The 25,867-nt window shown below is 55.7% G+C and carries 23 protein-coding genes and 1 tRNA gene; 3 read left to right on the top strand and 21 right to left on the bottom strand.

The window, feature by feature from the left end; genetic code table 11:
* Positions 1–69 precede the first annotated feature (69 nt).
* The 10 genes from Q0778_RS01840 to Q0778_RS01795 all read right to left on the bottom strand — a co-directional run bounded on the left by Q0778_RS01840 (position 70) and on the right by Q0778_RS01795 (position 8,998).
* Complete coding sequence (locus Q0778_RS01840) at positions 70–252, bottom strand: hypothetical protein (protein ID WP_298333584.1); 183 nt, start codon at positions 250–252, stop codon at positions 70–72.
* A complete protein-coding gene (locus tag Q0778_RS01835; RefSeq protein WP_298333582.1) occupies positions 249–1,031 on the bottom strand; it encodes an MBL fold metallo-hydrolase in 783 nt (260 codons plus the stop codon). Before Q0778_RS01835 ends, Q0778_RS01840 begins: the two co-directional genes overlap by 4 nt.
* On the bottom strand, positions 1,028–1,804 hold the full coding sequence (locus tag Q0778_RS01830) for a TatD family hydrolase (RefSeq protein WP_298333581.1): 777 nt from the start codon (positions 1,802–1,804) through the stop codon (positions 1,028–1,030). Before Q0778_RS01830 ends, Q0778_RS01835 begins: the two co-directional genes overlap by 4 nt.
* A complete protein-coding gene (metG, locus tag Q0778_RS01825) occupies positions 1,804–3,366 on the bottom strand; it encodes a methionine--tRNA ligase (RefSeq protein ID WP_298333579.1) in 1,563 nt (520 codons plus the stop codon). Before metG ends, Q0778_RS01830 begins: the two co-directional genes overlap by 1 nt.
* Positions 3,359–4,333, bottom strand: coding sequence for an AAA family ATPase (locus Q0778_RS01820; protein WP_298333577.1), 975 nt, complete (start codon positions 4,331–4,333; stop codon positions 3,359–3,361). The genes metG and Q0778_RS01820 overlap by 8 nt, the downstream gene beginning before the upstream one ends.
* Entirely contained in the window at positions 4,330–4,986 is a 657-nt protein-coding gene (gene tmk, locus Q0778_RS01815) for a dTMP kinase (protein ID WP_298333575.1), read from the bottom strand. The genes Q0778_RS01820 and tmk overlap by 4 nt, the downstream gene beginning before the upstream one ends.
* Positions 4,983–6,167 carry a D-alanyl-D-alanine carboxypeptidase family protein gene (locus Q0778_RS01810; protein ID WP_298333573.1) on the bottom strand — a complete coding sequence of 395 codons (1,185 nt, stop codon included), beginning with the start codon at positions 6,165–6,167 and terminating at the stop codon, positions 4,983–4,985. Before Q0778_RS01810 ends, tmk begins: the two co-directional genes overlap by 4 nt.
* Before the next feature lie 50 nt (positions 6,168–6,217).
* Entirely contained in the window at positions 6,218–7,279 is a 1,062-nt protein-coding gene (locus Q0778_RS01805) for a lytic transglycosylase domain-containing protein (protein ID WP_298333571.1), read from the bottom strand.
* A gap of 64 nt (positions 7,280–7,343) precedes the next feature.
* Positions 7,344–8,087 carry an HAD family hydrolase gene (locus tag Q0778_RS01800; protein WP_298333569.1) on the bottom strand — a complete coding sequence of 248 codons (744 nt, stop codon included), beginning with the start codon at positions 8,085–8,087 and terminating at the stop codon, positions 7,344–7,346.
* Positions 8,084–8,998 (bottom strand): aminotransferase class IV, encoded by a 915-nt coding sequence (locus Q0778_RS01795; protein WP_298333568.1) that lies wholly within the window; start codon positions 8,996–8,998, stop codon positions 8,084–8,086. The genes Q0778_RS01800 and Q0778_RS01795 overlap by 4 nt, the downstream gene beginning before the upstream one ends.
* Before the next feature lie 74 nt (positions 8,999–9,072).
* Here Q0778_RS01795 and Q0778_RS01790 point away from each other — a divergent pair.
* A tRNA-Ser gene (locus Q0778_RS01790) sits at positions 9,073–9,162 on the top strand.
* A gap of 46 nt (positions 9,163–9,208) precedes the next feature.
* On the opposite strand, the gene lpdA is transcribed toward Q0778_RS01790, so the two are convergent.
* A complete protein-coding gene (gene lpdA / locus Q0778_RS01785; protein WP_298333566.1) occupies positions 9,209–10,621 on the bottom strand; it encodes a dihydrolipoyl dehydrogenase in 1,413 nt (470 codons plus the stop codon).
* A gap of 91 nt (positions 10,622–10,712) precedes the next feature.
* On the bottom strand, positions 10,713–12,110 hold the full coding sequence (locus tag Q0778_RS01780; RefSeq protein WP_298305276.1) for a 2-oxo acid dehydrogenase subunit E2: 1,398 nt from the start codon (positions 12,108–12,110) through the stop codon (positions 10,713–10,715).
* A 184-nt stretch (positions 12,111–12,294) separates the two neighbouring features.
* On the opposite strand from Q0778_RS01780, the gene Q0778_RS01775 reads away from it, so the two are divergent.
* Positions 12,295–12,747: a universal stress protein gene (locus Q0778_RS01775; RefSeq protein WP_298333564.1), complete on the top strand. Its 453-nt coding sequence runs from the start codon at positions 12,295–12,297 to the stop codon at positions 12,745–12,747.
* 19 nt (positions 12,748–12,766) lie between these two features.
* On the opposite strand, the gene Q0778_RS01770 is transcribed toward Q0778_RS01775, so the two are convergent.
* The 8 genes from Q0778_RS01770 to radA form a co-directional block, all read right to left on the bottom strand.
* Positions 12,767–15,061: a VacB/RNase II family 3'-5' exoribonuclease gene (locus Q0778_RS01770; protein ID WP_298333561.1), complete on the bottom strand. Its 2,295-nt coding sequence runs from the start codon at positions 15,059–15,061 to the stop codon at positions 12,767–12,769.
* Positions 15,062–16,612 carry a proline--tRNA ligase gene (gene proS / locus Q0778_RS01765; RefSeq protein WP_298333559.1) on the bottom strand — a complete coding sequence of 517 codons (1,551 nt, stop codon included), beginning with the start codon at positions 16,610–16,612 and terminating at the stop codon, positions 15,062–15,064. It lies immediately after the preceding gene.
* Between the two features lie 57 nt (positions 16,613–16,669).
* Positions 16,670–17,257 carry a polyhydroxyalkanoate synthesis repressor PhaR gene (gene phaR / locus Q0778_RS01760; RefSeq protein WP_298333557.1) on the bottom strand — a complete coding sequence of 196 codons (588 nt, stop codon included), beginning with the start codon at positions 17,255–17,257 and terminating at the stop codon, positions 16,670–16,672.
* Positions 17,258–17,353: 96 nt separating this feature from the next.
* Positions 17,354–18,394, bottom strand: coding sequence for an alanine racemase (gene alr / locus Q0778_RS01755; RefSeq protein WP_298333555.1), 1,041 nt, complete (start codon positions 18,392–18,394; stop codon positions 17,354–17,356).
* A complete protein-coding gene (locus Q0778_RS01750; protein ID WP_298305296.1) occupies positions 18,381–20,039 on the bottom strand; it encodes an MFS transporter in 1,659 nt (552 codons plus the stop codon). The genes alr and Q0778_RS01750 overlap by 14 nt, the downstream gene beginning before the upstream one ends.
* 71 nt (positions 20,040–20,110) lie before the next feature.
* Positions 20,111–20,563 (bottom strand): iron-sulfur cluster assembly scaffold protein, encoded by a 453-nt coding sequence (locus Q0778_RS01745; RefSeq protein WP_298333553.1) that lies wholly within the window; start codon positions 20,561–20,563, stop codon positions 20,111–20,113.
* A gap of 5 nt (positions 20,564–20,568) precedes the next feature.
* Positions 20,569–21,093: a CvpA family protein gene (locus Q0778_RS01740; protein WP_298305299.1), complete on the bottom strand. Its 525-nt coding sequence runs from the start codon at positions 21,091–21,093 to the stop codon at positions 20,569–20,571.
* Positions 21,094–21,106: 13 nt separating this feature from the next.
* Positions 21,107–22,474 (bottom strand): DNA repair protein RadA, encoded by a 1,368-nt coding sequence (gene radA, locus Q0778_RS01735; RefSeq protein WP_298333551.1) that lies wholly within the window; start codon positions 22,472–22,474, stop codon positions 21,107–21,109.
* A gap of 74 nt (positions 22,475–22,548) precedes the next feature.
* Here radA and Q0778_RS01730 point away from each other — a divergent pair, with 74 nt between their 5' ends.
* A complete protein-coding gene (locus Q0778_RS01730; RefSeq protein WP_298305304.1) occupies positions 22,549–24,879 on the top strand; it encodes a patatin-like protein in 2,331 nt (776 codons plus the stop codon).
* A gap of 40 nt (positions 24,880–24,919) precedes the next feature.
* Here Q0778_RS01730 and Q0778_RS01725 read toward each other — a convergent pair whose 3' ends face one another.
* A complete protein-coding gene (locus tag Q0778_RS01725; protein WP_298333550.1) occupies positions 24,920–25,810 on the bottom strand; it encodes an MBL fold metallo-hydrolase in 891 nt (296 codons plus the stop codon).
* Positions 25,811–25,867 lie beyond the last annotated feature (57 nt).

Below are 25,867 nucleotides of genomic sequence, written 5' to 3'. Positions count from 1 at the left end.
ATCTTTGGCAGCCTCTATAAGGATGATAATATATATTATGTTAAATAGTGCGATGTCTTGGAGAGAGCCCTAGCCAGGCAGCTTCGCCCCAAACAGATCCGCAATAACGAACAGACCGACAAAGATCGCCAGCCAAACCAAGGCCAACTGTGCCATCTTTCCCCAGCCAAGCTTAAAGCTAGCAAGCGCACTCGCGGCCAAGATCAGCCAGCCAAGCATCGCGACGATCGAAATGATCATCCCGTCATTCATGCTACCATCTCCAATCCGTCATATCCAACCGTCACGAAGTCGGGAACTTCGTCGCATAAGGTTTGATAGTCCATACTCTTGTCGAGATGACTGAGAACAAGCTCCCTTGCACCAGATCGCTCTGCTAGCTCAATCGCCATCGCAAGATGCGCATGGGTTGGATGCGGTTCACGCCTCAGGCAATCGCTCACGAGGATGTCGACCGTATCGCAAAGGTCAATCATATCGTCGGAAATCGCCGAAAAATCGGTTGTATACGCGATTGATTTCCCATCGGCTTCAAATCGAAAGCCGGTCGTTTCGCCCGGTCCGTGCTCCATCTGACACCATTCAACACCAAAACCGGCGACCATGCGCAATCGATCCAATGTGTCGATGGTGCACATCGTTGGATAACCTTCCTGGCTTGCGAAGACATAACCAAAACGCTGACGTAACCTGCGAACAGTTTCGGCGTGAGCATAGCCAGGAATTGGACCACCACGGCCATAGCGAAGGACACGAAGATCATCAATCCCGTGACAATGATCAGCATGATCATGCGTCCAAAATACCGCATCCAAGCGATTGATTTTATTCGCCAGAAGCTGTGCTCTACAATCGGAGCTTGTGTCTATGAGAATGCGCGAACCGTCGTTGCTCTCGATAGCAATAGACACGCGGGATCTTCGGTTGCGCGGCTCATTGGGGTCGCAAGCGCCCCAATCACCCGTCCCATCCTCTCCTCCTATGCGCGGCACACCCATTGACGTGCCAGAGCCAAGCATGATGAACTTCACAGCTTCGCCTTTGTGAACAGCTTGATGAAGTTGCGGGTGGTATGTTCGGCCAGAGTCTTCGGCTCCGTGCCTCGCAGTTCGGCCAAAAACCGCGCTGTGTCGGCAACGAATGCTGGTTCGCAGGATTTGCCGCGATGTGGGACCGGTGCCAGAAAAGGACTGTCGGTTTCGACCAGTAGCCGGTTATCAGGGACTTCTTGAGCAACAGCCTGCAAGTCCTTGGCATTCTTAAATGTTACGATGCCAGAAAGCGAAATCGTCAATCCTAGATCGAGAACCTTACGGCCAAAATCTGCCGAGGCTGTGAAGCAATGTATCAGTGCCGGAAAAGCCCCCTTCTCCATTTCATCGACTAGAATCTCGTAAGTGTCGTCTTCAGCATCGCGGGTATGGATAATTACCGGCAATCCAGTCTCACGCGCGACATCAATGTGCATCCGGAACAGCTTGGCTTGAACTTCGCGGTCAGAATACTCGTAAAAGTAGTCCAGCCCGGTTTCACCAATACCGATAACGCGAGCATCTCGCGTGGCTTCCAGAAGCGAGGCGCGCCCAAGGTCCTCATGTTCATCCGCCTCGTGCGGGTGAATTCCAACACTGGCGAAGACGTCGGGTTCTCGGTTGGCTGTTGAAACGACCTGTTGCCATTCAGACTGTTTGGTAGAGATGTTTAGGAACGCCCCCACCCCCGCCTCTCGCGCACGCGACAGTACCCCTGATTGGTCTTCAACAAGGCCCTTATACTCGAGATGACAGTGACTATCGATCAGCATCAGGCACCTTCCTCGGCTTCGGGTAGCTCAAGGCGGGGGAACAAGGGGCTTGGTTTTTCGATCTGAAATCCGCTCTCTGCCAGAGGTGAATACCAGTGCGAGCGAATACCCGCATAAGTCCGGCAATCCTCTGGTACGCCCATCATATCCAGGAGTTTTCGCGTGCTCGCAGGAATCACAGGCTGGATAGCGGTCGCAAGTTGAGCGATGCAGATATAGAGCGTGGCGAGCACGGTCTCCATACGGTCTGGATCGGTCTTGCGCAGCGCCCAAGGCGCTTCTGCATCGATATAAGCATTGCAGGCAAAGACAGCCCGAAGCCAAAGTTCAACTGCTTGCTGAAGTGCCAAGTCCTCAAAAGCTTGCGGGACATCTTTCGAGATTGCCTTATCGACAACCTCGAAAAGCTCAGTATCGGCTTCGGTGTGCCCATGGATTTCAGGAAGGTGGCCATCGAGGTTCTTGGCCATGAACCCTAAAGTACGCTGGGCGAGGTTACCAAAGGCATTCCCCAGTTCGCCATTGGCCCGCTCGACGATCGCTTCGGGCGAGTAAGACCCATCTTTTCCGAACGAGACCTCCCGAATTAGGAAGTAGCGCAAGGTGTCCACCCCAAACTGATCCGCGAGTGACAGCGGGTCGGTGACGTTACCAAGCGACTTCGATTCTTTCTGTCCTTTGTTAAGCAAGAATCCATGACCAAACACTTTTTTGGGCAGCGGCAGCTTCGCGCTCATCAAAAATGCTGGCCAATAGATCGTGTGGAAACGGACAATGTCTTTGCCGATTAAATGCAGGTCAGCGGGCCAGAACTTGGCCATGTTTTCCGTGTCGTCAGGGTAACCAAGCCCTGTAAGATAATTGGTAAGCGCATCGACCCAGACATACATCACATGATTGTCAGACCCCGGAACTCTCACGCCCCAGTCAAAGCTGGTGCGACTCACCGAAAGATCGCGTAGACCTTGTTCAACAAAGGCGATCATTTCATTCCGGCGACTTGCGGGCTCCAGAAAACCTGGGGATTTCAGCAGTTCAAGGAGCGGTTCTTGATATTGGGAAAGCCGGAAGAACCAGCTTTCTTCAACAGTCCATTCTACAGGAGTGTCTTGCGGGGAGAGCTTTTCACCGCCCTCGCCCTCTTTTAGCTCGCTCTCATCGTAATAGGCTTCATCGCGAACCGAATACCAACCCTCATAGCGATCGAGATAGAGGTCTCCTGCTTCTTCCATACGTTGCCAAATGGCTTGGCTTGCGCTGTGGTGATCGGGCTCAACAGTGCGAATGAAACGGTCAAAACTGATATTTAGCCGTTCGTCCATCTCACGGAAGTGACCGGCCATTTCATCGGCAAGCTCACGCGGGGTACGGCCTTGTTCTTCGGCCTTGCGCGCCATTTTTAGACCGTGCTCATCGGTCCCTGTCTGAAATCGGACATCGCGCCCTTGCAGGCGTTGAAAGCGTGCGATGACGTCCGCAGCAATCCCTTCATAAGCGTGCCCAATATGCGGACGCCCGTTTGGATAGTTGATCGCGGTGGTAATGTAATAGGGTTCAGCCATGGGCGTGCTCGCTAGCGACGTGCGCTCGGTAGAGCAAGGTGCCGATTTCAAGGCAGAGCAAGCCGGTGTCGAAATTATAGCTTGGTGCTTGGCCCGCAAGCGTCACCAGTTCCCTATGTGCTTCTACTAAGGCGGCCCGTTGTCGGGGGCCCTCTGACGAACGGGCACGATTGGCAACAATGGACTGTGCGAGCTCGAAAACTGCGCTCAATCGCTCCCGATCCGCACGTGGGCCAATGAGGCGAGAGAGTTCTCCGCGTCCGGTCATATCCCGATCACCCTGGCTAAGGAGCCGATCGATCTGCGCTGCAATAGGGCCAAGATCCTGCTCGGCGAATTGCAGTGCAGCGCCAAACGATCCCTCGGCCGCGCAAATGGCAGCATCAAAATCACTGCGTTCGCCTGCATCGGTCAACATCTTGGCGAGCTGGTCATCAGTCAGCGCAGGGAAACGCAAGATGCGACATCGTGACCTGATCGTTGGTAAAAGCCGAGCAGGCCGATGCGTCACCAAGATAAAGAATGTGCCTTCAGGTGGCTCCTCTAGGCTCTTCAGCAGAGCATTGGAGGTCGCGCGTTCCATATCATCGGCCGGGTTGATGATCACGACGCGGCGGGCACCAAGGGTTGGACGCACCGTCAAGCGGCGTTGCATCTCGCGGATTTGTGCAATCCGGATGCTGCGAGCCAACTCGTACGCCTTACCGGCTTCGAAGGCCGATTGCGCCTTCTTGTCTTTGGGCCCATATGTCACTGTTAGAATATCTGGATGTTCTCCCGGCGGTTGAGGAATGCCATCCTCCGCAACCAATTCGCGTGCAGCAGCTTGGGCAAAGGCGAGTTTTCCAAGGCCCTTCTTTCCGGCAAGGATCCAGCCATGGTGCATCCGTGCGCTGTTCATAGCGCTCTTCCACTCCTGCCACGCCTCGTCGTGATTGGGCCAGTTGGGAACGGTGCGTGCATTCACGATGCTTGATCCAGCAATAGGGGGGCTATCGCACCCATGACACGGGCGTGCACCTCAACGGGGGTTCCGGTTCCGTCTACAACTCGAAATCCCTCTGGGTCGGCATTGGCGAGCGTCCGAAAGCTCATCGCGACGGCATCATGATAGTCCGCGCTGCGCCCGCCGATTGCATCGCTTTCATCGCCGTCGCGTGCGGCAAGACGTTCGAGCCGCGCCACTTCGTCTACTTCGAGTAGAATGGTCAAATCAGGGCGTATGCCCGCACTACCAAACCCATGAAGAGCCTGAATCGTCGTATCCCCAAGGCCCCCTGCCCCGCCCTGGTAGGCCCGGCTTGAGTCGACGAAACGGTCGCTAATCACCCAAATGCCTTCGAGCGTTTTGGGTCGGATAAGACGCGCCACATGATCAGCCCTTGCTGCGGCAAACAGAAGGGCCTCCGATTGCGCGTTCCATCCCTGTCCCGGTGGAGCGAGTAGAAGTGCGCGAATAGCCTCAGCACCAGGCGTGCCGCCGGGCTCCCTCGTTACAACGACGTCAAGTCCATGTGTTTTGCGCAAGGCTTCTGCAAGCAACCGCCCTTGGGTCGACTTGCCAGTACCCTCCCCGCCTTCGAGCGCAATGAACTTTCCTGGAGTGATGCCCTTGCTCATGAGAACCACCCCCTAACGCCATTCCATATGCGCGCAACGAAGCCCGCCTGTTGAACGCTGTGCTCAGCGAGGAGCGGGATCCGGGCTGGCTCTTGTCCTGGCGCTTGGACCAGGAGAGTAGCGACTACTGATCCCGCCACAATCGGGGCGCGCAAGGGGCCGTCATAAGAAATTGAGACTTGCATCTCATTGGTTTGACCGCGCGGCACATTTACGAGCACAGGGCGGGCAGTCTCAAGCATGACCTTGCCTCTATTCCCATTCTGGACACGGGCGGAACCCATTCTCTGGCCCATGCGAGCCACCTGAACCTGTTCGAATTCGGCAAAGCCCCATTCGATTAGCCCTCGTGCAGCCTCAGCGCGGATGATTTGCCGATTGGTTCCAGCAACAACCACAACAAGCCTCTGCCCAGCGCGCATGGCCGATCCAAGATAGCCCAAACCGGACTCATTGGTATAGCCGGTTTTGATACCGTCAGCCCCCTCGACGACACCGATCATGGGGTCCCGGTTGCTTTGGGCGATATTGTTGTAGCGAAAGCCTTCCTTACCAACGTAGCGTGCGTACTTCTGCGGATGGTTGGCGGCCAAAGCCTTCGCCAAGCGTACTAGGTCAGAGGCCGTAGTGAAGGTACGTCCCTCATCGGGCCAGCCATTGGGAGTACCAAAGTGGCTGCTGGTCATACCCAGCGCCTGGGCTCTTGCATTCATACCGTCGAGCCAATTCTCAATCGATCCGGCCTGCCCTTCGGCTAGGGCGATTGAACCATCGTTGGCGGAAACATTGGCGATCCCCATTAAAAGATCATCGACAGGCACCCTGTCCTCTGCGCCGATGAACATGGTTGAACCCTTGCGGTGCCACTCGGCCCAGGTTTCTGCACGCATCTGGAATTGCTGACGCGGGTCAAGATTGCCGTCCTCAATCAACTCAAAGGCGTGGAGTAGCGTCATTGCCTTCGTGATCGAGGCCGGGACGAACCGCCGGTGCTCTTCGCGCGCGAACAGTACCTGATCGTTGGTCACATCAACCAATAGAGCGATAGGCAATTCTTCGCTGGATGGGACTGGTGGCCGAGATTGCGCAGCCGCTTCCTGTGCAGCCAATGCAAACGCCAGGAAGGCGACAAAGCCTCCGACCCGCCTCGGCGTGCTTTCAAGAATTCCAAGCCCTGTCATTGGCGTTACCATAAGCACTCACTCTCGGGGAAGCGAGAGCCGCCTACAGCTTAGTTCACGATTTCGTCCGCCAACAATCCAACGCTCATCGCATAATAGTTCGAACAGTTGTATTCGAGGATAACACGGTAGTTACCGGTCAGCAGCCATGCAGGCTGTCCAGGACCATCGGGCTGAAACAGCGAAGTAAGAGTGTCGTCTGGAAGTGGGCGCTGTGGTTGCACGCCGAGAGCGCGCCATTCTGCAACAGTCTTCCATTGGCTGTGTCGCTCATGGACGCGCGAACACACCGGTGACATCAGTTTGTTCTTGTACGCGTCTACATCAAAGCCGCGCGGGACTGAGGCGCGAACACCCCATGGTTGACCGGTGCGCCAACCGGCATCGCGGAAGTAATTTGCAATCGAAGCGAAAGTATCTGCGCGGTTGTTGAAGATGTTAGCGCGACCATCTCCGTCGCCATCGGTTGCCAGACGCAAATAGACAGAAGGCAGGAATTGCGGATTACCGAATGCGCCGGCATAGCTTCCGACGAGTTCGGATCGGGAATACCCACGATCCGCCACTTTCATCAGCGCAACCCACTCCCCTTCGAAAAGCTCCCGGCGACGCCCTTCCCAAGCGAGTGTCGCCAAGCTCCGCGACAGATCGAAGTTTCCGCGAATGCGGCCGTAGCTGGTCTCATGACCAAAGATGGCAACGATGATCTTTCCGGGCACACCGTATTCACGTTCGACCGCTCGCAAGATGCCACTGCTACTTTGATAAACCCGCTTACCGCCATTGATGCGAGTCGAATTGACATGGGTCGCAATATAAGGGGCCATCGCAGGATAGCCGCGCCTTGTCGGGCGACCCGGTTGCCCTTGATCCAAACGGATCACACGTGGGTTCGGTGTTAGCCCAGAGGCCATCCGTTGAAGCGTGCGCTCCGACACCCCTTCAGCCCGTGCCCGAGCCTTTATTCGCTCCAAATAGGCATCAAATGCGATCCCATCACGAGCTGCAACCTGCGCCTTCGCCGGTGTCGTAGGTCCAAGCTGTGAAAGCGTTCCCAAACCTAGTGTCGCAGTGGCCAAAAGGGCAAACGAGGCAAGTCTATTAAGGATCATTCGACAATTGTCTCATTAATTAGTTTAACCGGGACTGACCAAAGTTGCGCTAGCCATTACTTCTTCAAACGACAATGGCATGTTTGGAAAGATACTCATAATCTTCACGGCACGCTTCCGCTGCTTTGAGATACTCTCCATCGAGTTCTGGTAAAGGTCCGGGCGCATTGCCAAAGCCGGTCGATGCATTGACCTTATCATACCAATGCGCGCCCCAGACACCGTCTTCTGGGTGAGGCCCCTTTTCCCAAGAAAGCATTGACGGATCCCAGCCTATTCCCAACCCCTCGCATAGCGAACTTAGTGCGACCTTAGGGTTGGTGAGGATGGTGTCGGAATCGATCACCACCGGCACCTGGCCCAAGCGATCTTTTTCCCGGTCGAAATAGCTGCGCAATTGTGCGAAGCCGAGCATTTCAGGCGAGCGCAATTCGTTTTTCGCGCGATAACTTGCGACAACCCGCTCCGGGGCTCGGATCAAGAAAGCATGTGTGTGTTTAGGCATGTCTGCGATGCTAACTGGCCCAACCATATGGTGCGGCATATGCTTTTGATACCAGACTTTTCGCCGCTCGGGCGCATTGCCTGATTGTGTCGCAAGCACGCGCTCCCAGTCGCAATCCATTTCTGCAATGGTTTCATCTGCAAGCGGGTACGGTTCACCTGTGGCCTTCAAAAACGCACCGTAAAAAGGTTCATCGCTGACGGCGCAGTCTGGCCGAGCACCAAAGCTTCGCATCATCGCCGTCGAGATGTTACGCGGTCCCGACCACATCGCGATCCGGATGGGTTCAACAGCGCTCCTCATGCAACATCTCTATCCATCAAGCTCCGGTACAGGCCTTGAAGGCGTTCAACCATGGCTCCACGCGCAGGTGTAAGCCCCCGGCCATCGACTTCCGTCACGGGCACGACCCCAGCAAAAGTCCCCGTCACAAACGCCTCATCCGCACCGTAGACGTCGGTCAAAGAGAAATTCCTCTCGAACACGGGAATTCCAGCCTCGCGGCACACTTTGATTACGTTTGAACGCGTAATCCCGCCGAGACAATAGTCACCGGTTGAAGTCCAAACTTCGCCTTTGCGGACAACAAAGAAATGGGTGGAATTGCAGGTCGCGACAAAGCCATGCGGATCAAGCATCAGCGCCTCATCTGCGCCAGCCTGCGTCGCTTGAATGCACGCGGTAATGCAATTGAGCTTGGAATGTGAGTTGAGCTTTTGGTCCTGCACCGCTGGATCACCGCGCCTGACATGTACGGTGAACAGGCGAATTCCTTTCTCAACCGTAGATGGCAGCGGAGCTTTGTACTCGGGGATGATCACAATCGTTGCCGGGGAGATCACCACGCGCGGGTCCTGATAAGGTGTCGAGCGAATACCCCGCGTCACCATCATTCGGACATGCACTCCGTCCTGATCCCGCATTCCATTGCCGTCGATTGTTTCATCGATGCGGGCAGTAAGTTCTTCCCGCGAAAGCCCGATATCCATCGCAATCGCCTTGGCGCCTTCGTAAAGGCGGTCCAAATGCGCCGGAAGAAATGCAATCTTACCACGATGGAGGCGGAGCCCTTCCCACACTCCGTCGCCGAGCATAAATCCACTGTCGAAAACCGAGACGCTTGCCTCGGCACGGGGGACAAGGGCACCGTTCACATTGATCAGGATCGTCTCATTGCGAGGATCTGCTTGGAAGTCGTGCGTGCCTTGAGCCAAGAGAATTCTCTCCAAAATTCGCAAAAAGGAGGGTGACAGAATCAAACTACATCGCTAGCGGGCTATCCCCAAGCGGACAGTTGGCAGAGTGGTTGAATGCACCGGTCTTGAAAACCGGCAAGGGTGCAAGCCCTTCCAGGGTTCGAATCCCTGACTGTCCGCCACCTCTTTCTTGGCCAAACACATGTCTGTCTGAGGCCTGATGCCCCATCAAATATGCAACGCCTTGCCATAGGCACTCAGCACGCTCTCGTGCATCATCTCTGACAATGTTGGGTGCGGGAAGACGGTTTGCATCAACTCGACCTCAGTCGTCTCAAGCGTTTTACCGACAGTGTAGCCTTGGATCAGCTCGGTCACTTCTGCGCCCACCATATGCGCGCCTAAGAGTTCGCCGGTCTTGGCATCGAACACGGTCTTGATAAAGCCCTCTGCCTCGCCCAGCGCAATCGCTTTCCCATTGCCGATGAAGGGGAAGTTGCCGACTTTAAGTTCGTAGCCCTCTTCCTTCGCCTTTTCCTCTGTCAGACCAACGCTCGCCACTTGTGGGTGGCAATAAGTACAACCTGGGATGCTCGAACGGTCGAGAGGGTGCGGGTGCACCTCTTGATTGCCCAGTTCTTGCGCGATGGCCTCCGCAGCGGTCACGCCCTCATGGCTGGCTTTGTGAGCGAGCCACGGGCCCGGCGTGCAATCGCCAATAGCCCAAAGTCCGGCGGACTTGGTCCGGCCATAAGGATCGATCTGGATAAACCCGCGGTCCATCTCAGCGTGGTTCTCAAGACCGATATTTTCTGTGTTGGGAACAATCCCGATCGCGGTAATCACATGGCTGAAATCGGTGGTTTCCACCTTGCCAGACTTATCTTTGATCGTCGCTGTTACGCCTTTGCCGTCCACTTTGAGATCTTCGACACCCGCACCCGTCATGATCGAGATGCCTTGCTTTGTAAGGCTCTTCTCAAGGAACGCTGAAACGTCTGCGTCTTCGACGGGCACCATCCGGTCGAGCATCTCGACCACGGTCACATCGACGCCAATGTCGTTATAGAAACTGGCAAATTCGATCCCGATTGCGCCAGAGCCAATCACAAGCAGCTTTGTCGGTTTCTCCGGCGGCGTCATGGCATGGCGGTAAGTCCAAACCCGCTTCCCATCAGCAGGCGCAAACGGCAGGTCGCGAGCCCGCGCACCCGTCGCCACAATGATGTGCTTGGCGCTGAGCTGTTCTTCGCCCTTGTCGCTCGTCACCGTCAAAGAGGTCGGGCCGGTTAGCACGCCCTCGCCCATATGGACGGTGATCTTGTTCTTCTTCATCAGATGCGTGACGCCCTGATTAAGCTGTTTCGCGACCCCGCGGCTGCGCTTTACAATCGCCTCAAGATCGGCCTCGATCTCTTTTGCCACGAGGCCATAGTCACCTGCGTGCTGCATCTGGTGGTAGACTTCGGCCGAACGCAGCATCGCTTTTGTCGGGATACAGCCCCAGTTGAGGCATATTCCACCGAGCAGTTCGCGCTCTATTATTGCGGTTTTGAGACCGAGCTGCGAGGCCCGAATTGCGGCGACATAGCCACCTGGTCCGGAACCCAATACGATCACATCATAGTTTTGGTCTGCCATTGCGTTGGTCCTTGGGGAGGAATTGTTAGTCTTGGATCGGCTTGTTCGAAAGTAAGGCAACTGCCCGACAATTTGGTGTGGACACTGATACCTAGACCACCAGCCCCATCGGATTTTCGACGAGACTGCGGAACTGGTCGAGGAGTTTCGCTCCGTCCACACCATCAATCGCGCGGTGGTCAAAGCTCCCTGTGGCGCTCATTACAGTGGCGACAGTCAACTCGCCATCGACCACATAGGGCCGCTGTTCGCCTGCGCCGACCGCAAGGATCATTCCCTGCGGCGGATTAATTACCGCGTCGAATTGCTTGGTACCGAACATGCCAAGATTTGATAGGCTGGCCGTACCTCCCTGGAATTCATGCGGCTTAAGCTTCCCATCGCGCGCTTTCCCGGCGAGCTCTTTCATCTCCGCAGAGATCTCTGAAAGGCTTTTGCGTCCCGCATCGCGAATGATCGGCGTGATCAAGCCTGAAGGTGCGGCAACCGCAACCGAGATATCCTCACGCCTGTATTGGTGCATCACATCGCCTTGGAACGAAACATTGCACTGCGGCTCTCGCGCGAGCGCCTTGGCCAGCGCCTTGATGATCAAATCGTTGACCGAGAGCTTCACCCCTTCCGCCTCCAGCGAGGTGTTGATCTCTTTGCGCATCTTCAAAAGTGCATCTAGGCGAACGTCGACAGTGAGATAAATGTGCGGGACTTGCTGCTTAGCCTCGGTGAGCCTCCGCGCGATAACCTTGCGCACATTGTTGAGTTTGTGCTCTTCGAATGGAGCCTCGAAGTCATTGGCGGGAGCTGGTTTGCTTTCAGCAATTGGTGCTGGAGCCGCTGATTCAGCTGTGGGGACATAGTTATCGACATCGCTTTTGACGATGCGGCCGCCTGGTCCCGAACCTCGAATATCAGCAAGTTCGATACCCTTCTCGCCTGCCAGCTTCTTGGCAAGGGGTGAGGCGATGACTCGGTCTCCTGCATGCTGTGGCGCTGCACCGCGCTCACCTGAGGCCACGGCTTCGACATCCGCCTTAACAATCCGACCTTTAGGCCCCGAACCTTGAACACCTGCCAGATCAACACCTTCATTTGCGGCAATACGCCGCGCAAGTGGGCTTGCCTTGGATCCATCCCTCAATTGAGCTTCAGCCGCTGGAGCAGAAGTGGGCGTTGCTTCGGCTGAAGGTTTGTCAGCTGACTTTGGCGCAGCGGCAGCAGGCGGCGGTTTTACATCGCTCACATCCTCACCTTCCTCGGCGAGCATAGCGATAACCGTGCCCACGGCGACATTCTCAGTGCCTTCATCGATGAGGATCGCGGCAAGAGTACCCTCATCAACCGCTTCGAACTCCATGGTCGCCTTGTCAGTCTCAATCTCAGCCATGATATCGCCGGAGGCGATCTCATCTCCTACCTTAACCAGCCAGCGTGCCATTGTCCCTTCTTCCATTGTGGGAGAAAGTGCGGGCATTTTGAGTTCAATCGCCATCGGCTCTGATGATCTCCATCATTTGTTTCTTCGTCTTTGTTTCCGGTACGGCTTGCAGCCAATTGGGGCAAGTGCTTGCATACGACTGAGACAATTGATTTTGCCTGTCACTGTTCACGCCTTGCAAATTCAGGCGATTGGCAGGATACCCTCGTTGATCACGTCGCAAAGCTGAGGGGCATTAATGCGCACATTCCTGGTCATCATGGATGAAAGTGATGAAGCCCGTGCAGCTTTGCGCTTCGCTGCACGCCGAGCGATACAGGTCGGCGGTGCTGTGCACATATTGGCGCTGGTAACACAGCAGAACTTCAGTGCTTTCGGTGGCATTCAAGCCACGATCGAGCAGGAAGCGCGCGACAGAGCGGAGGTGCTGGCGCATGGGGTTGCCGGAAATCTGCTGGCGGAGAGTGGGGTCATGCCCACAATATCAGTCAAGATCGGGAATGGTCCAAAACTGGTCACAGAGTTCCTGGAAAGCCACAAGGAAGTCGCCGCGCTAGTACTGGGTGCGGCCAAAGGGACGTCACCGGGCCCACTTGTCACACACTTCGCTGCACAGGCAGGAAATCTCCCATGCCCGCTCTATGTCATTCCTTTCGACTATGACGAGAAGAGCAGCGACCACGAGGCTTGATCGCTCGCGGTGAGTGAGCTCAGCGCCGACGGCCTTGATGTCTTATATTCCCCGGGCGCCCGCGTTTGCCGTTGCTGTACTTGCCCTTCTTCGTACCACCCGGGCGTTTATACTTCGGCACTGGACGGCTCCCGCGTGGTTCGATGACATTGCCATCTGAGTCCAGCGGAGCGAATTTGAGGGCCCCTGTCAGCGGATTTGCTTCGGCCAGCTGAAGTCTGAGCCGATCACCAGCGGAGTACGTCTTGCCGGTATCCTCGCCGGTCAAAGATTGAGCGGCTTCATCATATCGGAAGTGCTCCGATCCCAGGGTTGAAACGGGTACTAAACCGTCTCCACCCAGACCAAGGATTGTGGCGAAGAAGCCAAAGCCCTGAACACCTGTAATACGTGTGTCGAACTGCTCGCCCACGCGCCCCGAAAGCCATGCGGCGACATAGCGATCAACGGTGTCGCGCTCGGCCTCCATTGCGCGGCGTTCGGTCTGGCTGATCGTGTCAGAAACCTCTTTGATGTTCGCACGGTCCTTGTCTGACAGACCACTAGTATCAGGCAGCGAGCCGGAGGGCTTGGGCTGCTCAAGCCTATACGCATCAACAAGCGCGCGGTGCACCAGAACATCCGAGTATCTGCGAATGGGCGAAGTAAAATGCGCATACGAGCCAAGCGCCAAGCCAAAATGCCCGGTGTTGGCCGGTCCATAATAGGCCTGTGTCTGGCTACGCAGCACCGCTTCCATCAGTTGAGCCCTTTCGCTCTCATCAGTGATGTCGGCGAGCAGCCGGTTGAAGAGGCTGGGTGTGATCACCTGACCCAGTGCAAGTTTTTTGCCCAAAGTCGCGACATAGTCCCGAAGAGCGATCATCTTCTCACGCGCCGGCACTTCATGGTTGCGATAGACGACGGGTGCGTTCTTGGCTTCAAGAGCCTTGGCCGCCGCAACGTTGGCTGCAATCATGAAGTCTTCAACCACGCGGTGGGCGTCGAGGCGCTCGCGCACGGCAATCTCGGCGATCTGGCCTTCCTCGTTCAACACGACGCGCCGTTCGGGCAGTTCGAGCGCAAGCGGGTCGCGCTTCTCTCGCGCCTTGGCCAATAGCTTCCAAGCACCCCAAAGGTTCTCAAGATACTCCGGCGGATTGCCATCATCGATCCGAGTTTGCGCATCTTCGTAAGCGATATTGTGGTGAATTCGCACGGTCGCGCGGGTGAATTTTCGGGCCTCCACCCTGCCCTCGCTATCGATCTGGACATGGCAAACCATCGCCGCGCGGTCCTCGCCTTCGCGCAAAGAACACACGTCTGCCGACAAAACCTCTGGTAGCATTGGGACCACCCGGTCTGGGAAGTAGACTGAGTTTCCGCGTTTCCTCGCTTCTTTATCGAGCGCTGACCCGGGACGAACAAAAAAGCTCACATCGGCAATTGCGATAAGTGCGTTATAGCCGCCCTTCCCGTCGGCCTCAGCCCAGATTGCGTCGTCGTGATCGCGTGCATCTGCCGGGTCGATCGCGACAATGGGCACATGGCGCAGATCCTCGCGTTTTTCCTCAGAAAGACGAAGGTTCGCAGCACGCGCCGCCTCCTCATGGACATCATCCTGAAAGACATGCGGGATGCCATGCTTGGCGATGGCAATAAGGCTGAAGCTCTTGGGTGCCAGCGGATCGCCAACGACTTCGACAACTTTAACCCCAGCCCTGTCAGAACGCCCAGCGCGTTCGGCGATAACCAGTTGCCCTTCCTCGGCTTCACTCAAATCGACGATCTTGGCTGAGTTGCGGACGCGCTTGTCGACTGGCGCCAGCCATGGCTTGCCCGCTCCATCCATCTCCACCACGCCCATTAGACCTTCGGTTCGCGGAGGTAGCTTCTTCATCGGAAAAGCGACCCACCCAGCATCCGTTTCTTCGGTGCGGCTCAGCACTCGGTCTCCGCGCTTGAGAGCAGGCGCGCGCTTACCACCACGCGCTTTCATCTCTTTCATTATGAGACGGGGCGGATCATTAAATGCTTCTGGTGACCAATTGTCAGGGATCGCGATGGGATCGCCATCTTCGATATCGACTACACGCAGGACGGTTACCTTGGGAACGCCGCCCATCCGGTGATAGGCGGTCTTCTTGCCGTCGATCAAACCTTCTTCGGCCATGTCCTTGAGTATCCGTTTAAGGGTGATTTTTTCCTGACCCTTGAGCCCAAAGGCACGCGCAATCTCGCGCTTTCCGGCCGGATTCTCGCTGGACTGTATGAACTCAAGGATCTGCTTTTTCGATGGCATCCCTTGAGGGCGTGTGTTCTTGCGGTTGGCCATCTAGTAGGCGCGTGCCACCAAAATTCGCTCCACCGCCGGCTTTCCAGAGAAAATGCAAATTCCATCTGCAGGTTCGCTATCACGCGGCACATTGCGGAACGTGAGCTTCTCAGCCTTCAACTTCTCGACCACCGCTTCGAGTTCCGCCCCGTTGGGTTTTGACCACTCGACTTCGACCCAGCCAGGATACTTGCCGCCCTTTCGGAATGAATTCACTACATCGTGCCATTCAGTCATACCACGCGTGATCTTGGCATCGCGGCGTTCCTTGGCCTCAGCAAACAGGTCCGCCTGAATGTCCTCAAGCAACTGGGCAGCGGTGCTCGCAAACTCATTACGTGGTGTGAACGTCATGGCTGGCTTGCCATTGTCCATGTTCCAGAGAGCATCGCGGCGGAGTACAGCAACCTTGCTGTTCTCCATATCGCGCGGGCCAACCTCCACGATTACGGGAGCGCCTTTCTTGACCCAAGACCAACGCTTGGCAGCCGCCTTGCCTGGTGTCTTGTCGAGCAGCACCCGGATGGGTTCACCCAAGGCCGAGACACCGCTGAGCGATTTGCGGACGTCCTCGCAATAAGCGAGCACAGCCTCATCTTCAGGCTTGTCGCGCAGCATTGGCAGAATGACGATCTGATGCGGCGCAATTCGAGGGGGCACTCGCAGTCCATCGTCATCGCCATGAGTCATCACCACACCGCCGATCATGCGGGTAGAGGTGCCCCAGCTCGTTGTGTGACACAGCTGATGCTCACCATCCTTATCCTGATATTGAATGCCCGCAGCGCTTGCAAAACTGGTGCCCAGGTAGTGCGAGGTACCCGCTTGAAGAGCTTTGCCGTCCTGCATCATCGCTTCGATCGACCAAGTCTCATCGGCCCCAGGGAAACGTTCGTTCTCCGGCTTTTCGCCGGCGATCACGGGCATTGCGAGGTCTTCCTCCACACATGCCCTGTACATCTCCAGAGCGCGGTGCGTTTCTTCCAACGCCTCTTCGCGGGTCGCGTGAGCCGTGTGCCCTTCTTGCCAAAGGAACTCAGAGGTCCGCAGGAACATCCGCGTGCGCATTTCCCAACGGACGACGTTGGCCCATTGGTTGAGCATCAAAGGAAGGTCTCGCCACGACTGAACCCACCGCGCCATCGCATCGCCGATAATCGTTTCCGATGTTGGACGCACTACGAGCGGCTCTTCAAGCTTCGCCTCAGGATCAGGGATCAACCCGCCCTCCCCATCCGCGATCAAGCGATGGTGCGTGACAACAGCCATTTCCTTGGCAAAACCATCCACGTGGTCAGCCTCTCGCTCGAAATTCGCAAGCGGGATAAAAAGGGGAAAATAGGCATTCGGAATACCAGCAGCCTTGATCCGATCGTCCATCAGTCGCTGCACGCGCTCCCAGATGCCATAGCCCCATGGCTTAATCACCATGCAGCCGCGAACGCCCGATTCCTCAGCGAGATCAGCGGCGTTAATGACTTCCTGATACCATTTGGCAAAATCGTCTTCGCGCTTCACGTTCAGCGCGTGGCGAATGTTGGACACTTCCATGTTTCCTGTGTTTTGCAGCCCTCGACATCGACTGCCCGATGAATGTTGGGGCTGCCGCTATTTGCCAAGCTCGTCGAGCTTCTTCTGCATCGCAGCCATTTGTTCACGCAAAGCTGCGATTTCATCACTGGAGGTTTCTGCCGGCGGCGGGCTGGATTTCTTCGCTCCACCTTTGCCTCCGACTCCTGGGATGAAGGTCTCAGCCGCTACGCGCATCATAGCCATATTGGTCTCATGAATCGCGGTTATTGGATTGTTTTGCATACCTTTACCGAAGACTTCTCGGATTTTCGACTGGTTCTCCCGAAAGTTGGTCATTGCCGCATCCAGGTACGAAGGCATCATGCTTTGCATCGAATTACCGTACATCGAGATCAGCTGGCGCAAGAAACTCACTGGGAGCATCTGCCCGCCATTGGCCTCTTCATCCATGATAATCTGAGTGAGTATTGAATGGGTAATATCTTCGCCCGATTTCGCATCGAACACAGCAAAATCCACGTTCTCTCGCACCATTTTGGCGAGATCTTCAAGCGTGATGTAGCTCGAAGATGCCGTGTTGTAGAGGCGCCGATTGGCGTACTTCTTGATGACGATTGTGTCGTCTGAGACGTTCATCGACGCTTCAGCAGATTTGCGAGCCATAACTATTCCCGAGTTTGAGACCATGCGCTCTTAGCATCTGCACAATGTGCGGTGCAACAAGAGTGATGCATCTTTGAACAAACGCGTTTGTTCAAGCTAGTTGCGATGCCAGCGTGAACCAAGAACAGTGAGCAATTCATATTGAGATAGAGAGCTTTGCTGCGCAGCATTGGAAAGATCAAACGGCACGTCAAGCCAGTCCCCTTCCTTTGTGTGCGGCGCGGCGGAAAGGTCGACAACCACCATATCCATCGACACTTTACCAAGAATTGGAAGTCGCGCCTGTCCACGCCTTAGGGCCCCACCGAGCCCACGCGAGCGCAAGAATCCGTCTCCGTAACCTAGCGAAACTGTGCCCACGCGCATCTCGGTTTGGGCAATAAATTGACCGTTGTAGCCGACCGCATCACCTGGCTTTAGTGTACGCGCCTGAATGATGGCCGCTTCGAGGTAAGCAACCTGCTTGATCTTACCAGAAAGCTCCGATCGCGGCACGCCACCGTAAAGTGCCAACCCCGGTCGGGTCAGGTTAAAAGCGTAATCGCGCCCCAGCGCAACCCCTGCACTGTTGGCCAGACTGGCCCGGCGGTGCGATACTCGAGACTGACACCGCGCAAAGGTTTCCAATTGAAGAGCGTTTGTCGCACTTTCTTCGTCGGCATTGGCCAAATGACTCATAAGGATATCGACATCCAGCTCGGCAACTGCCGGGTCAGTAAGTTCTTCAGGAGCAATGCCAAGCCGGTTGATCCCGGTATCGATCATAAGGTGACATGGTCCTCCACTCTGCCCGGTCCAACGACGTATCTGTTCGAGCGAATTAAGGACCGGACGAACGCCAGCAGCCTTGGCAAAGACGACATCTTCACCGTGTACTGGCCCATGGAGAACGGCCACTTGCTCAGGAGGTACATGGGCAAGAACCGCCTCAACTTCGCTCCAATGCGCAACGAAAAAGCTCTGACACCCCGCATCACGCAGCGCAGGTACACAAGCGTCCACGCCCAACCCGTAGCAATCGGCCTTTATCGCAGCACCGGCAGTGGCCAATCCCGATAGGCGATCAAGCGTCCGCCAGTTGTGGGTCAAGGCTTCACGGTCAACGCGGAGCCTTAAGGTTGGCTCAGGCGGTTGCATCGTCTTCGAAATCTTTGGGTGGACCGCTGGGAATGCCCCACCATGCAACGAGAATGCCGAAGGCAACCACGCCCCAAGTGTACCAAAGGCCGGCATAAATATCGCCTGTGCTCGCCACGATCACTCCTGCGATAAGCGGCAAGAACCCGCCCAGATATCCAGCCCCGATATGGTACGGAATCGACATCGACGAATAGCGGATTTTCGGCGGGAACATCTCTGACAGAAGGGCTGCAACTGATCCGTAAGTGAGTGCGGATAGCATCGCCAGAACAAGCAATATGCCAACGATGCCAAGGATGTTGAAGAAGGCAGGTTGCTGTTTTGAGAAGTCGAATCCGTAGCCACTCAAAGCGCTCCGAACACCTTCTGTAAGCGCCGTGCCGCTTTCAAACCACACTGGTTCGATCGCAATAACCTCACCGGCCACAGTCAGCGAAAGCTCATCACCCGGTGTTAGCGTGTAGGTGACTCCCGACGCTGTGAGAGCGCCAAGGATCTTTCCGCAATTGGTCTGGTCGCGATCAAACAACTCGGCAAAGGGATCGGTCACGCATTCCGGACCACTCACTACGATTGGTGTGCGCTCAGATGCTTCTGCCAAAGCCGGGTTGGCCAGGCTGCCAAGACCCCAGAACGCAGGAAAGAGCAGAGCCAAACTTGCAATAGCGCCAATCATAATCGGCAGCTTCCGCCCGACCTTGTCAGACCATTTGCCCACCAAAATGTAGAAAGTCATCCCGATGGAGCCAGCTACCAAGAGGATAACTTCCACAGTGAATGCATCCACATGCATTGGCCCTCGCAGGAAGCTCATTCCTGAGAAGAAAGCTGTGTACCAGATGGTCGTAAGAATGCCTGTCACACCGAATAGCGCGACAAAGATGCGCTTCTTGTTGCCAGGATAAGTAAAGCTTTCGACAAAAGGATTGCCTGAGGTTTCACCAGCTTCTTTCATCGCCTGAAACACCGGGCTTTCAGACAACATCAGTCGCATCCATAGCGAAATTGCGAGCAGAATGATCGAAAGAAGGAACGGCACACGCCAGCCCCACTCCACAAAATCGGCCTCTGGGATAAGAAAACGGCATGCGAGCACCACGATGATCGACAGGACGAAGCCACCCGCGACGCTCGCTTGGATATAGCTGGTATAATAGCCACGTTGATCAGGCGGGGAGTGTTCAGCCACATAGATTGCCGCGCCGCCATATTCGCCACCTAGTGCGAGGCCTTGCAAGACCCGCAAGATAATAACGATAATCGGAGCAGCCACTCCTATGGTGTCAACCGTTGGGATAAATCCAACCCCTGCAGTCGCGATCCCCATCAAGGTTACCGTTACAAGGAAGGTGTATTTGCGTCCTAACCGGTCTCCGAGGAAACCAAAGAGGATCGCGCCGATTGGACGGAAAGCAAAGCCAACAGCAAAGGTCGACCACACCAGCAGCAAGCCCAGTGTCGGATCATCCACATCATAGAACGCATCCTTGAGAATGTAGGCGAGTGTTCCGTAAATGAAGAAATCATACCACTCGAAGATCGTCCCGGCACTCGAAGCGCCGACGACAAGGCGTATTTCTTTTTTTGTCGGCTCGCGTGCCTCAAGCGCGCTCGCCTCACTTGTTGTTGCTGTTGATGACATATGTCCCCGTTTGCCTAGTCATGGCTTTTGTATTTGACTGGGCCGCGCGGCCAAGCAATTTCGAAGAGGGTTTAACGCGAGAGAGTGCCACTGGAAAGCGCCTGTGTCACTGCCGTCCACGCCAATAACAAGGCGTCGTGACGCCCCTTATGTTGCCAAGCGGGCCTAAGCGACTCCAATCGGGGCCAATCAGGAAACAGGCCAGCGTCTGCATCTTCGGAGCTGAGCCAAGCTTCAATAGCCTTTTTGGTCGACTCTATCTGCTCGGGTAAGATGCCTCGAACTCCAAGGGCCATTATTGCGGCCGAGCTTTGCCCAACAGCGCACGCGCTGATCTGCATGCCCAATCGCGAAACCTTACCATCTGGGGCCAAATCTACGCCAATTTCAATCGTACTCCCGCATGTGCGAGAACGGACTTCGGCCCTGTGTGCGAAATCCTTGTCCAAAGGGAAGTCAGCGAGCTGCGTTGATAGGGCGAGCAGATTTGGAGTGTAGAGCTTGGCAACGAGCTGATCAGCCACAACGGCTACCCCTCATCATCCTCACCTTCGCCAACGAGTTTCGCCCGGCGCTCAGAAATTTGTTTCACTAACTCACGGGAGAATGCATCGGCTGCGGGATAGGTGCGAGCCTGCGCAATCCAATCTGGCCGCCCTTGGTATCCCCACACTGTATCAAAGCCGAGAACGAGCAGCGAGAATGCAAAGACTACAATCAATGCACCCTTAATAGCACCGAACCCAAACCCAAGCACACGGTCAATGGGACCGAGAATTGATCCGCGAGACGCTTCACCCACATTGCCAGCAATAAGCTTCATCGCTGCATATGGAATGAGGAGAAGAAGCGCGAATGCAAGGATACCCGCTCCCGGATCGAGGTCGTAAATACCGAGCAAAAAATCGGTCAAATCGCCGTGCAGATAGTAAACCGAGCACGCCGCCAGTATCCAAGCCGCCAAGCTCAATACCTCTTGCACCAGCCCCCGCAAGAACCCACCAATCGCTGCAACTGCAACTATGATAAGCACAATAATATCAAACAACGTCATAACGCTTGCCGAATTATGCGTTAGCCATCACTTGGTCAACGAGATTGGAGAGTTGCCCCAGCCCTTTGTAATCAAGCTTCGATGAGCCGGTCTTTGCATCCGACGGACCGTAGCCTTTTGCAAAGCCCAGCTTCGCCGCTTCGCGCAGTCTAAGTTCGGCGTGAGCAACGGGGCGTATCTCTCCAGCAAGCGAAACTTCGCCGAACCAGGAAGACTTCTCCGGCAGTGGCTTGTCCGCAAGTGCCGAAACAAGCGCCGCGGCAACGGCAAGATCGGCGGCCGGGTCCGCGAGGCGATAACCGCCCGCTATATTGAGATAGACCTCAGCGCTTGAGAAATTGAGGCCGCAGCGCGATTCCAACACGGCTAGCAACATCGCCAGCCGCCCATTGTCCCAGCCGACAACTGCGCGCCTCGGTGTGGCACCAGATTGCAATCGGACAATCAGCGCCTGAATCTCGACCAGTACCGGTCGTGTCCCCTCGAGGGCAGGAAAAACCGCACTTCCCGCCAGAGGTTGGTCACGACCAGAGAGAAACAGCATGGAAGGGTTCGACACCTCCTCCAATCCTTCGCTGACCATGGAGAAAACGCCGATCTCGTCAACCGCGCCAAAGCGGTTCTTGAGTGCCCTAAGGATGCGATATTGGTGGCTGCGCTCGCCCTCAAAGCTCATCACCACATCGACCATATGCTCTAGCACACGGGGCCCGGCGATATTTCCATCCTTAGTTACATGACCCACAAGTACGAGTGCCGTTCCCGAAGCCTTGGCGTAGCGAATAAGCTCCAACGCACAACCGCGCACTTGGCTGACCGTTCCTGGAGCGCCTTCGATGGTGTCGGAGTGCATCGTTTGGATCGAGTCGATAACGAGCAGTGCAGGAGGGTCGCCCTGCCCCAAGGTCGTCAGAATATCGCGGACCGACGCTTCCGAAGCCAACCTGATTGGAGCGTCTGCAACCCCTAAGCGTTGAGCGCGGAGACGCACCTGTCCCGCTGCCTCTTCCCCGCTCACATAAACGACATCATTGCCGCCCCGCGCGATGGTCGCAGCAGTCTGGAGGAGCAATGTCGACTTCCCAATCCCCGGATCGCCGCCCATAAGCACAGCAGAGCCGGGCACAATCCCTCCACCCAAAGCTCGGTCAAATTCTGCCAGCCCGGTTGATTTGCGTACCGGAAGTTCTGCAGGGCGGTTGAGCGGTACAAATTCGATCCCTCTCCCTCCACTGGAGAGATCATGCTTTTGTGAGAAAACGGTCGCAGGCACATCTTCGATGAGCGTGTTCCACTCTTTACAGTCTCCACATTGCCCCTGCCAACGCGGGCTCACCGAGCCGCAATTTGCGCAAACATACCTTTTTTTTGCCTTCGCCATGGCGAAATCTGTAACCAGAACAATAGAAGAACGCAATTGCCTATTGGGACAATCATCGCCATGGAAGATAGGCAATGCGTCAAAAGGAACTTCGTCTCGCTCTTGTCTGTTATGGCGGCGTCAGCCTTGCGATCTATATGCACGGCGTCACCAAGGAGGTTTGGCACCTGGCTCGTGCAAGCCGTGCCCACCTTGATGCTGAGGAAATTGGCGGCGTTGCAGGGGTTTACCGTGAGCTGCTCGAGCAAATCGAGAAAGAGCATGACCTGCGTCTGAGGGTTCTTCCGGATATTCTGACGGGGGCGAGTGCTGGCGGGATCAACGCGGTGTTCCTTGCGCAAGCGCTGCATTCGGGTGAATCGTTGGAGCCCATTACCGACCTCTGGTTGAAGAATGCTGATGTGAGTGAGCTCACCGCGGCAGAAGCACGGCCCGTTTGGAAGTTCGCCAAATTCTGGGCACAGCCAATTGCAGACTGGTTCCTCAAGCGGAACGGCAATGCCGTTAACAAAAGTGTCTCTCCTGAAACCCGCAAAGAGGTCCGAGAGAAGGTCTCGTATCTAGTGCGTGGTCGCTGGTTTAGCCCGCCGTTTTCTGGTGAGCGTTTCTCAGAGATGTTGTTCGAAGCGCTGAAAAGCATGTCTGCTGGCGAACTGGGGCCCGTACTCCTGCCTCCTCGGCATCCGGTAAACCTGCTGGTGACGGCAACTGATTTTAGAGGCCATGCTGAGATGCTTCGTCTCAATTCTCCACCTGTGGTTCAGGAGACCGAGCATAGGATGCCGATCTGCTTCAACAGTGTTGCTCCGGAAGCGGGAGGAGAGCGACTTGCCGACCCGCTGGAATTGGTTCTGGCTGCAAGAGCAACGGCGAGTTTTCCCGGCGCGTTTCCTCCGCTTGTTCTCGATGAGATTGATCAACTTGGAGCGGCCGAGGGACATCATTGGGAAACACGCGGTAGTTTTCTCTCACGCATTATGCCAGGTCATGTCAGCGAGGGTACAGTTGATGAGGTTGCCCTCATCGACGGGGCAGTGCTGGTGAATGCGCCCTTTGGCGCCGCTCTCAACGCAATGGCCGGGCGAACCTCACAGCGCGAGGTTGATCGGCGATTTGTTTACATCGAACCGCGCCCTGATCGCTCGCCAATCAAACGCGATCTGGACGCCGATGGCGAGAGCAAGGTTGAACCGCTTGGCTGGTTTGGAACTATTTTCGGATCGCTTTCGACAATCCCGCGCGAGCAGCCTATCCGCGACGATCTGGAGCGGATTGAAAAACAATCGCACGACGCACATCGTTTACGTCAGATTGTCATGGGTCTGAGGCCACAGATTGATCGCGCAGTCGAGAAACTGTTCGGGATGACCTTCTTTCTGGACAGCCCCACGCCAAAACGGCTTTCGGGGTGGCGCGCCAAGGCACAACAAGCCGCGGCAGACCGGGCAGGCTATACTTTCAGCGCCTATGCTGAAACCAAGTTTAGCGTCATCGTTGATCGGCTTGCCGAGCTGATCCATGGCGCAGCACCGACATTGGGGTTGGCTGATCCTAGCACAATTTCCACTGCCCTTCGGCAAGAATTGGAAAAACGCGGGTTAGAAACACTGTGCTTGGAGAGCGGCGGTGCGAGTGAACAAGCGATCGAGTTCTTCCGGACCCACGATGTTGGCTTTCGGATCAGGCGCTTGCAATTGCTTGCCCGCCGGCTTTCGCGCGATTGGGAAATTGATCCGGAAATCCCTGATGACGCACTCGATATTGCGCGTTCGCGAATCTACCAGATCCTCGGCCTTTATGGCGATGCAGACGATGGGGCACATCTTGGTGAGGGGTTTGAGGCGATCGCCCTTAGCGCGCTTGAGGAGCCGGGGGCTGCACTGGACTATCTGGCCAGTAATCGCTTGCTACCCGGGACGGATGATGAAGCGGAACGCATGCTGTCCGAGGCGCTTGCAGAGATGCCGCGCAATCTCAGGCGCCGGATGCTCCTCACCTATCTGGGCTTCCCATTTTACGATGTCGCCACTTTACCTTTGTTGAGAAGCGACTGGCTTGATGAATACAACCCCGTCAAGATCGACCGGATTTCACCGGATGATGCGATGTCCATCAGAGAAGGTGGCACGCAAGACACCTTACGCGGGACAGAATTCTACAACTTCGGTGCGTTTTTTAGCCGCTCATACAGAGAGAATGATTACCTCTGGGGTCGCTTGCACGGAGCAGAACGGATGGTCGACCTGATCATATCTACCATTGATGGTGATGTTGACGAGATGATGATCAAATCTGCCAAGCGCTCGATCTTTCTCGCCATCGTCGATGAAGAAATCAAACAAGAGCGCTGTGCCAAAGAGATGCTCGACGACCTCCGCGAGGAGATTGAAGAGAAAATGGCTTAGGCATGCTTCCAATTGATCACACGGAAGCACGCCGCAATAACTAGCCAGCGCTGCTCCAAATGGCCGTTACAAAGGCATCTTCATCGATGAAACCGCCTTCACCTCGATCAATATCTGCCAAAGGCTTGGCAGCCAAAGCATCCTCAAGAGATACGCCATCGGCTCGAAGAGTATCCACACGGCCAACCGCCTCGCCCATCATGGCACGATAGGCGACAAGTTCGGCCTTGTTTGACATCGCGCCATGACCAGGAATGACCTGTGTGTCGCTGTCGATCATCGCAATCACTAGGTCCAACGATCGCATGGCGTTGTAAACATTGCCACCAGATGCAACGTCGATGAATGGATAGCCGGGAATGTTGAAATACAAATCGCCCATATGGACGATATTGTCTTCCTCCCAGAATACCACGCTATCGCCATCGGTGTGGCCACCGCCGGGGAACATCAAACGAATAGTGTCATCATTGAGGTGGAACTTAAGCCCCTGATCATAGGTTACCACGGGCAGCGCTTCATCAGGTGATGGGCCAATAGTTTGCTCGCCGCGCTGTTGTGGTGTTGAGAGGCGGACCCGCACATTTGTGTGCGCAAAAATGGTCGCGCCTGTCTTCCCGAAATGCTCATTTCCGCCAGTGTGGTCGCCGTGCCAGTGTGTGTTTACGACATATTTCACTGGGCTCGCGCCAAGTTCAGCCACTGCTGCTTCGATCTTCGCGGAGAGCGGCGCGAACTGATCATCGATCAGAACCGTTGCGTTCTCACCGTGGCTGACCGCAATGTTTCCGCCCGCTCCAAACAGAACCGCAATGCCGGGGGCGATTTCCTGAGTGCGGATTTCCACCGCATCAAAGCGCCCTTGCGCATTGGCGGTTCCCGACGCGCATACGGCCAGAATGCTCAGTGCAAGTGGTTTCAGATATTTCATAAAGTCCTCCCAAACAGCTGTTGTTCGCCGTTGAGGAAGACTAGGTTACAACCGGGG

This window comes from uncultured Erythrobacter sp. (genome assembly GCF_947502395.1).
GTDB lineage: Bacteria > Pseudomonadota > Alphaproteobacteria > Sphingomonadales > Sphingomonadaceae > Erythrobacter.
This window is presented reverse-complemented; position numbering and strand designations above follow the sequence as displayed.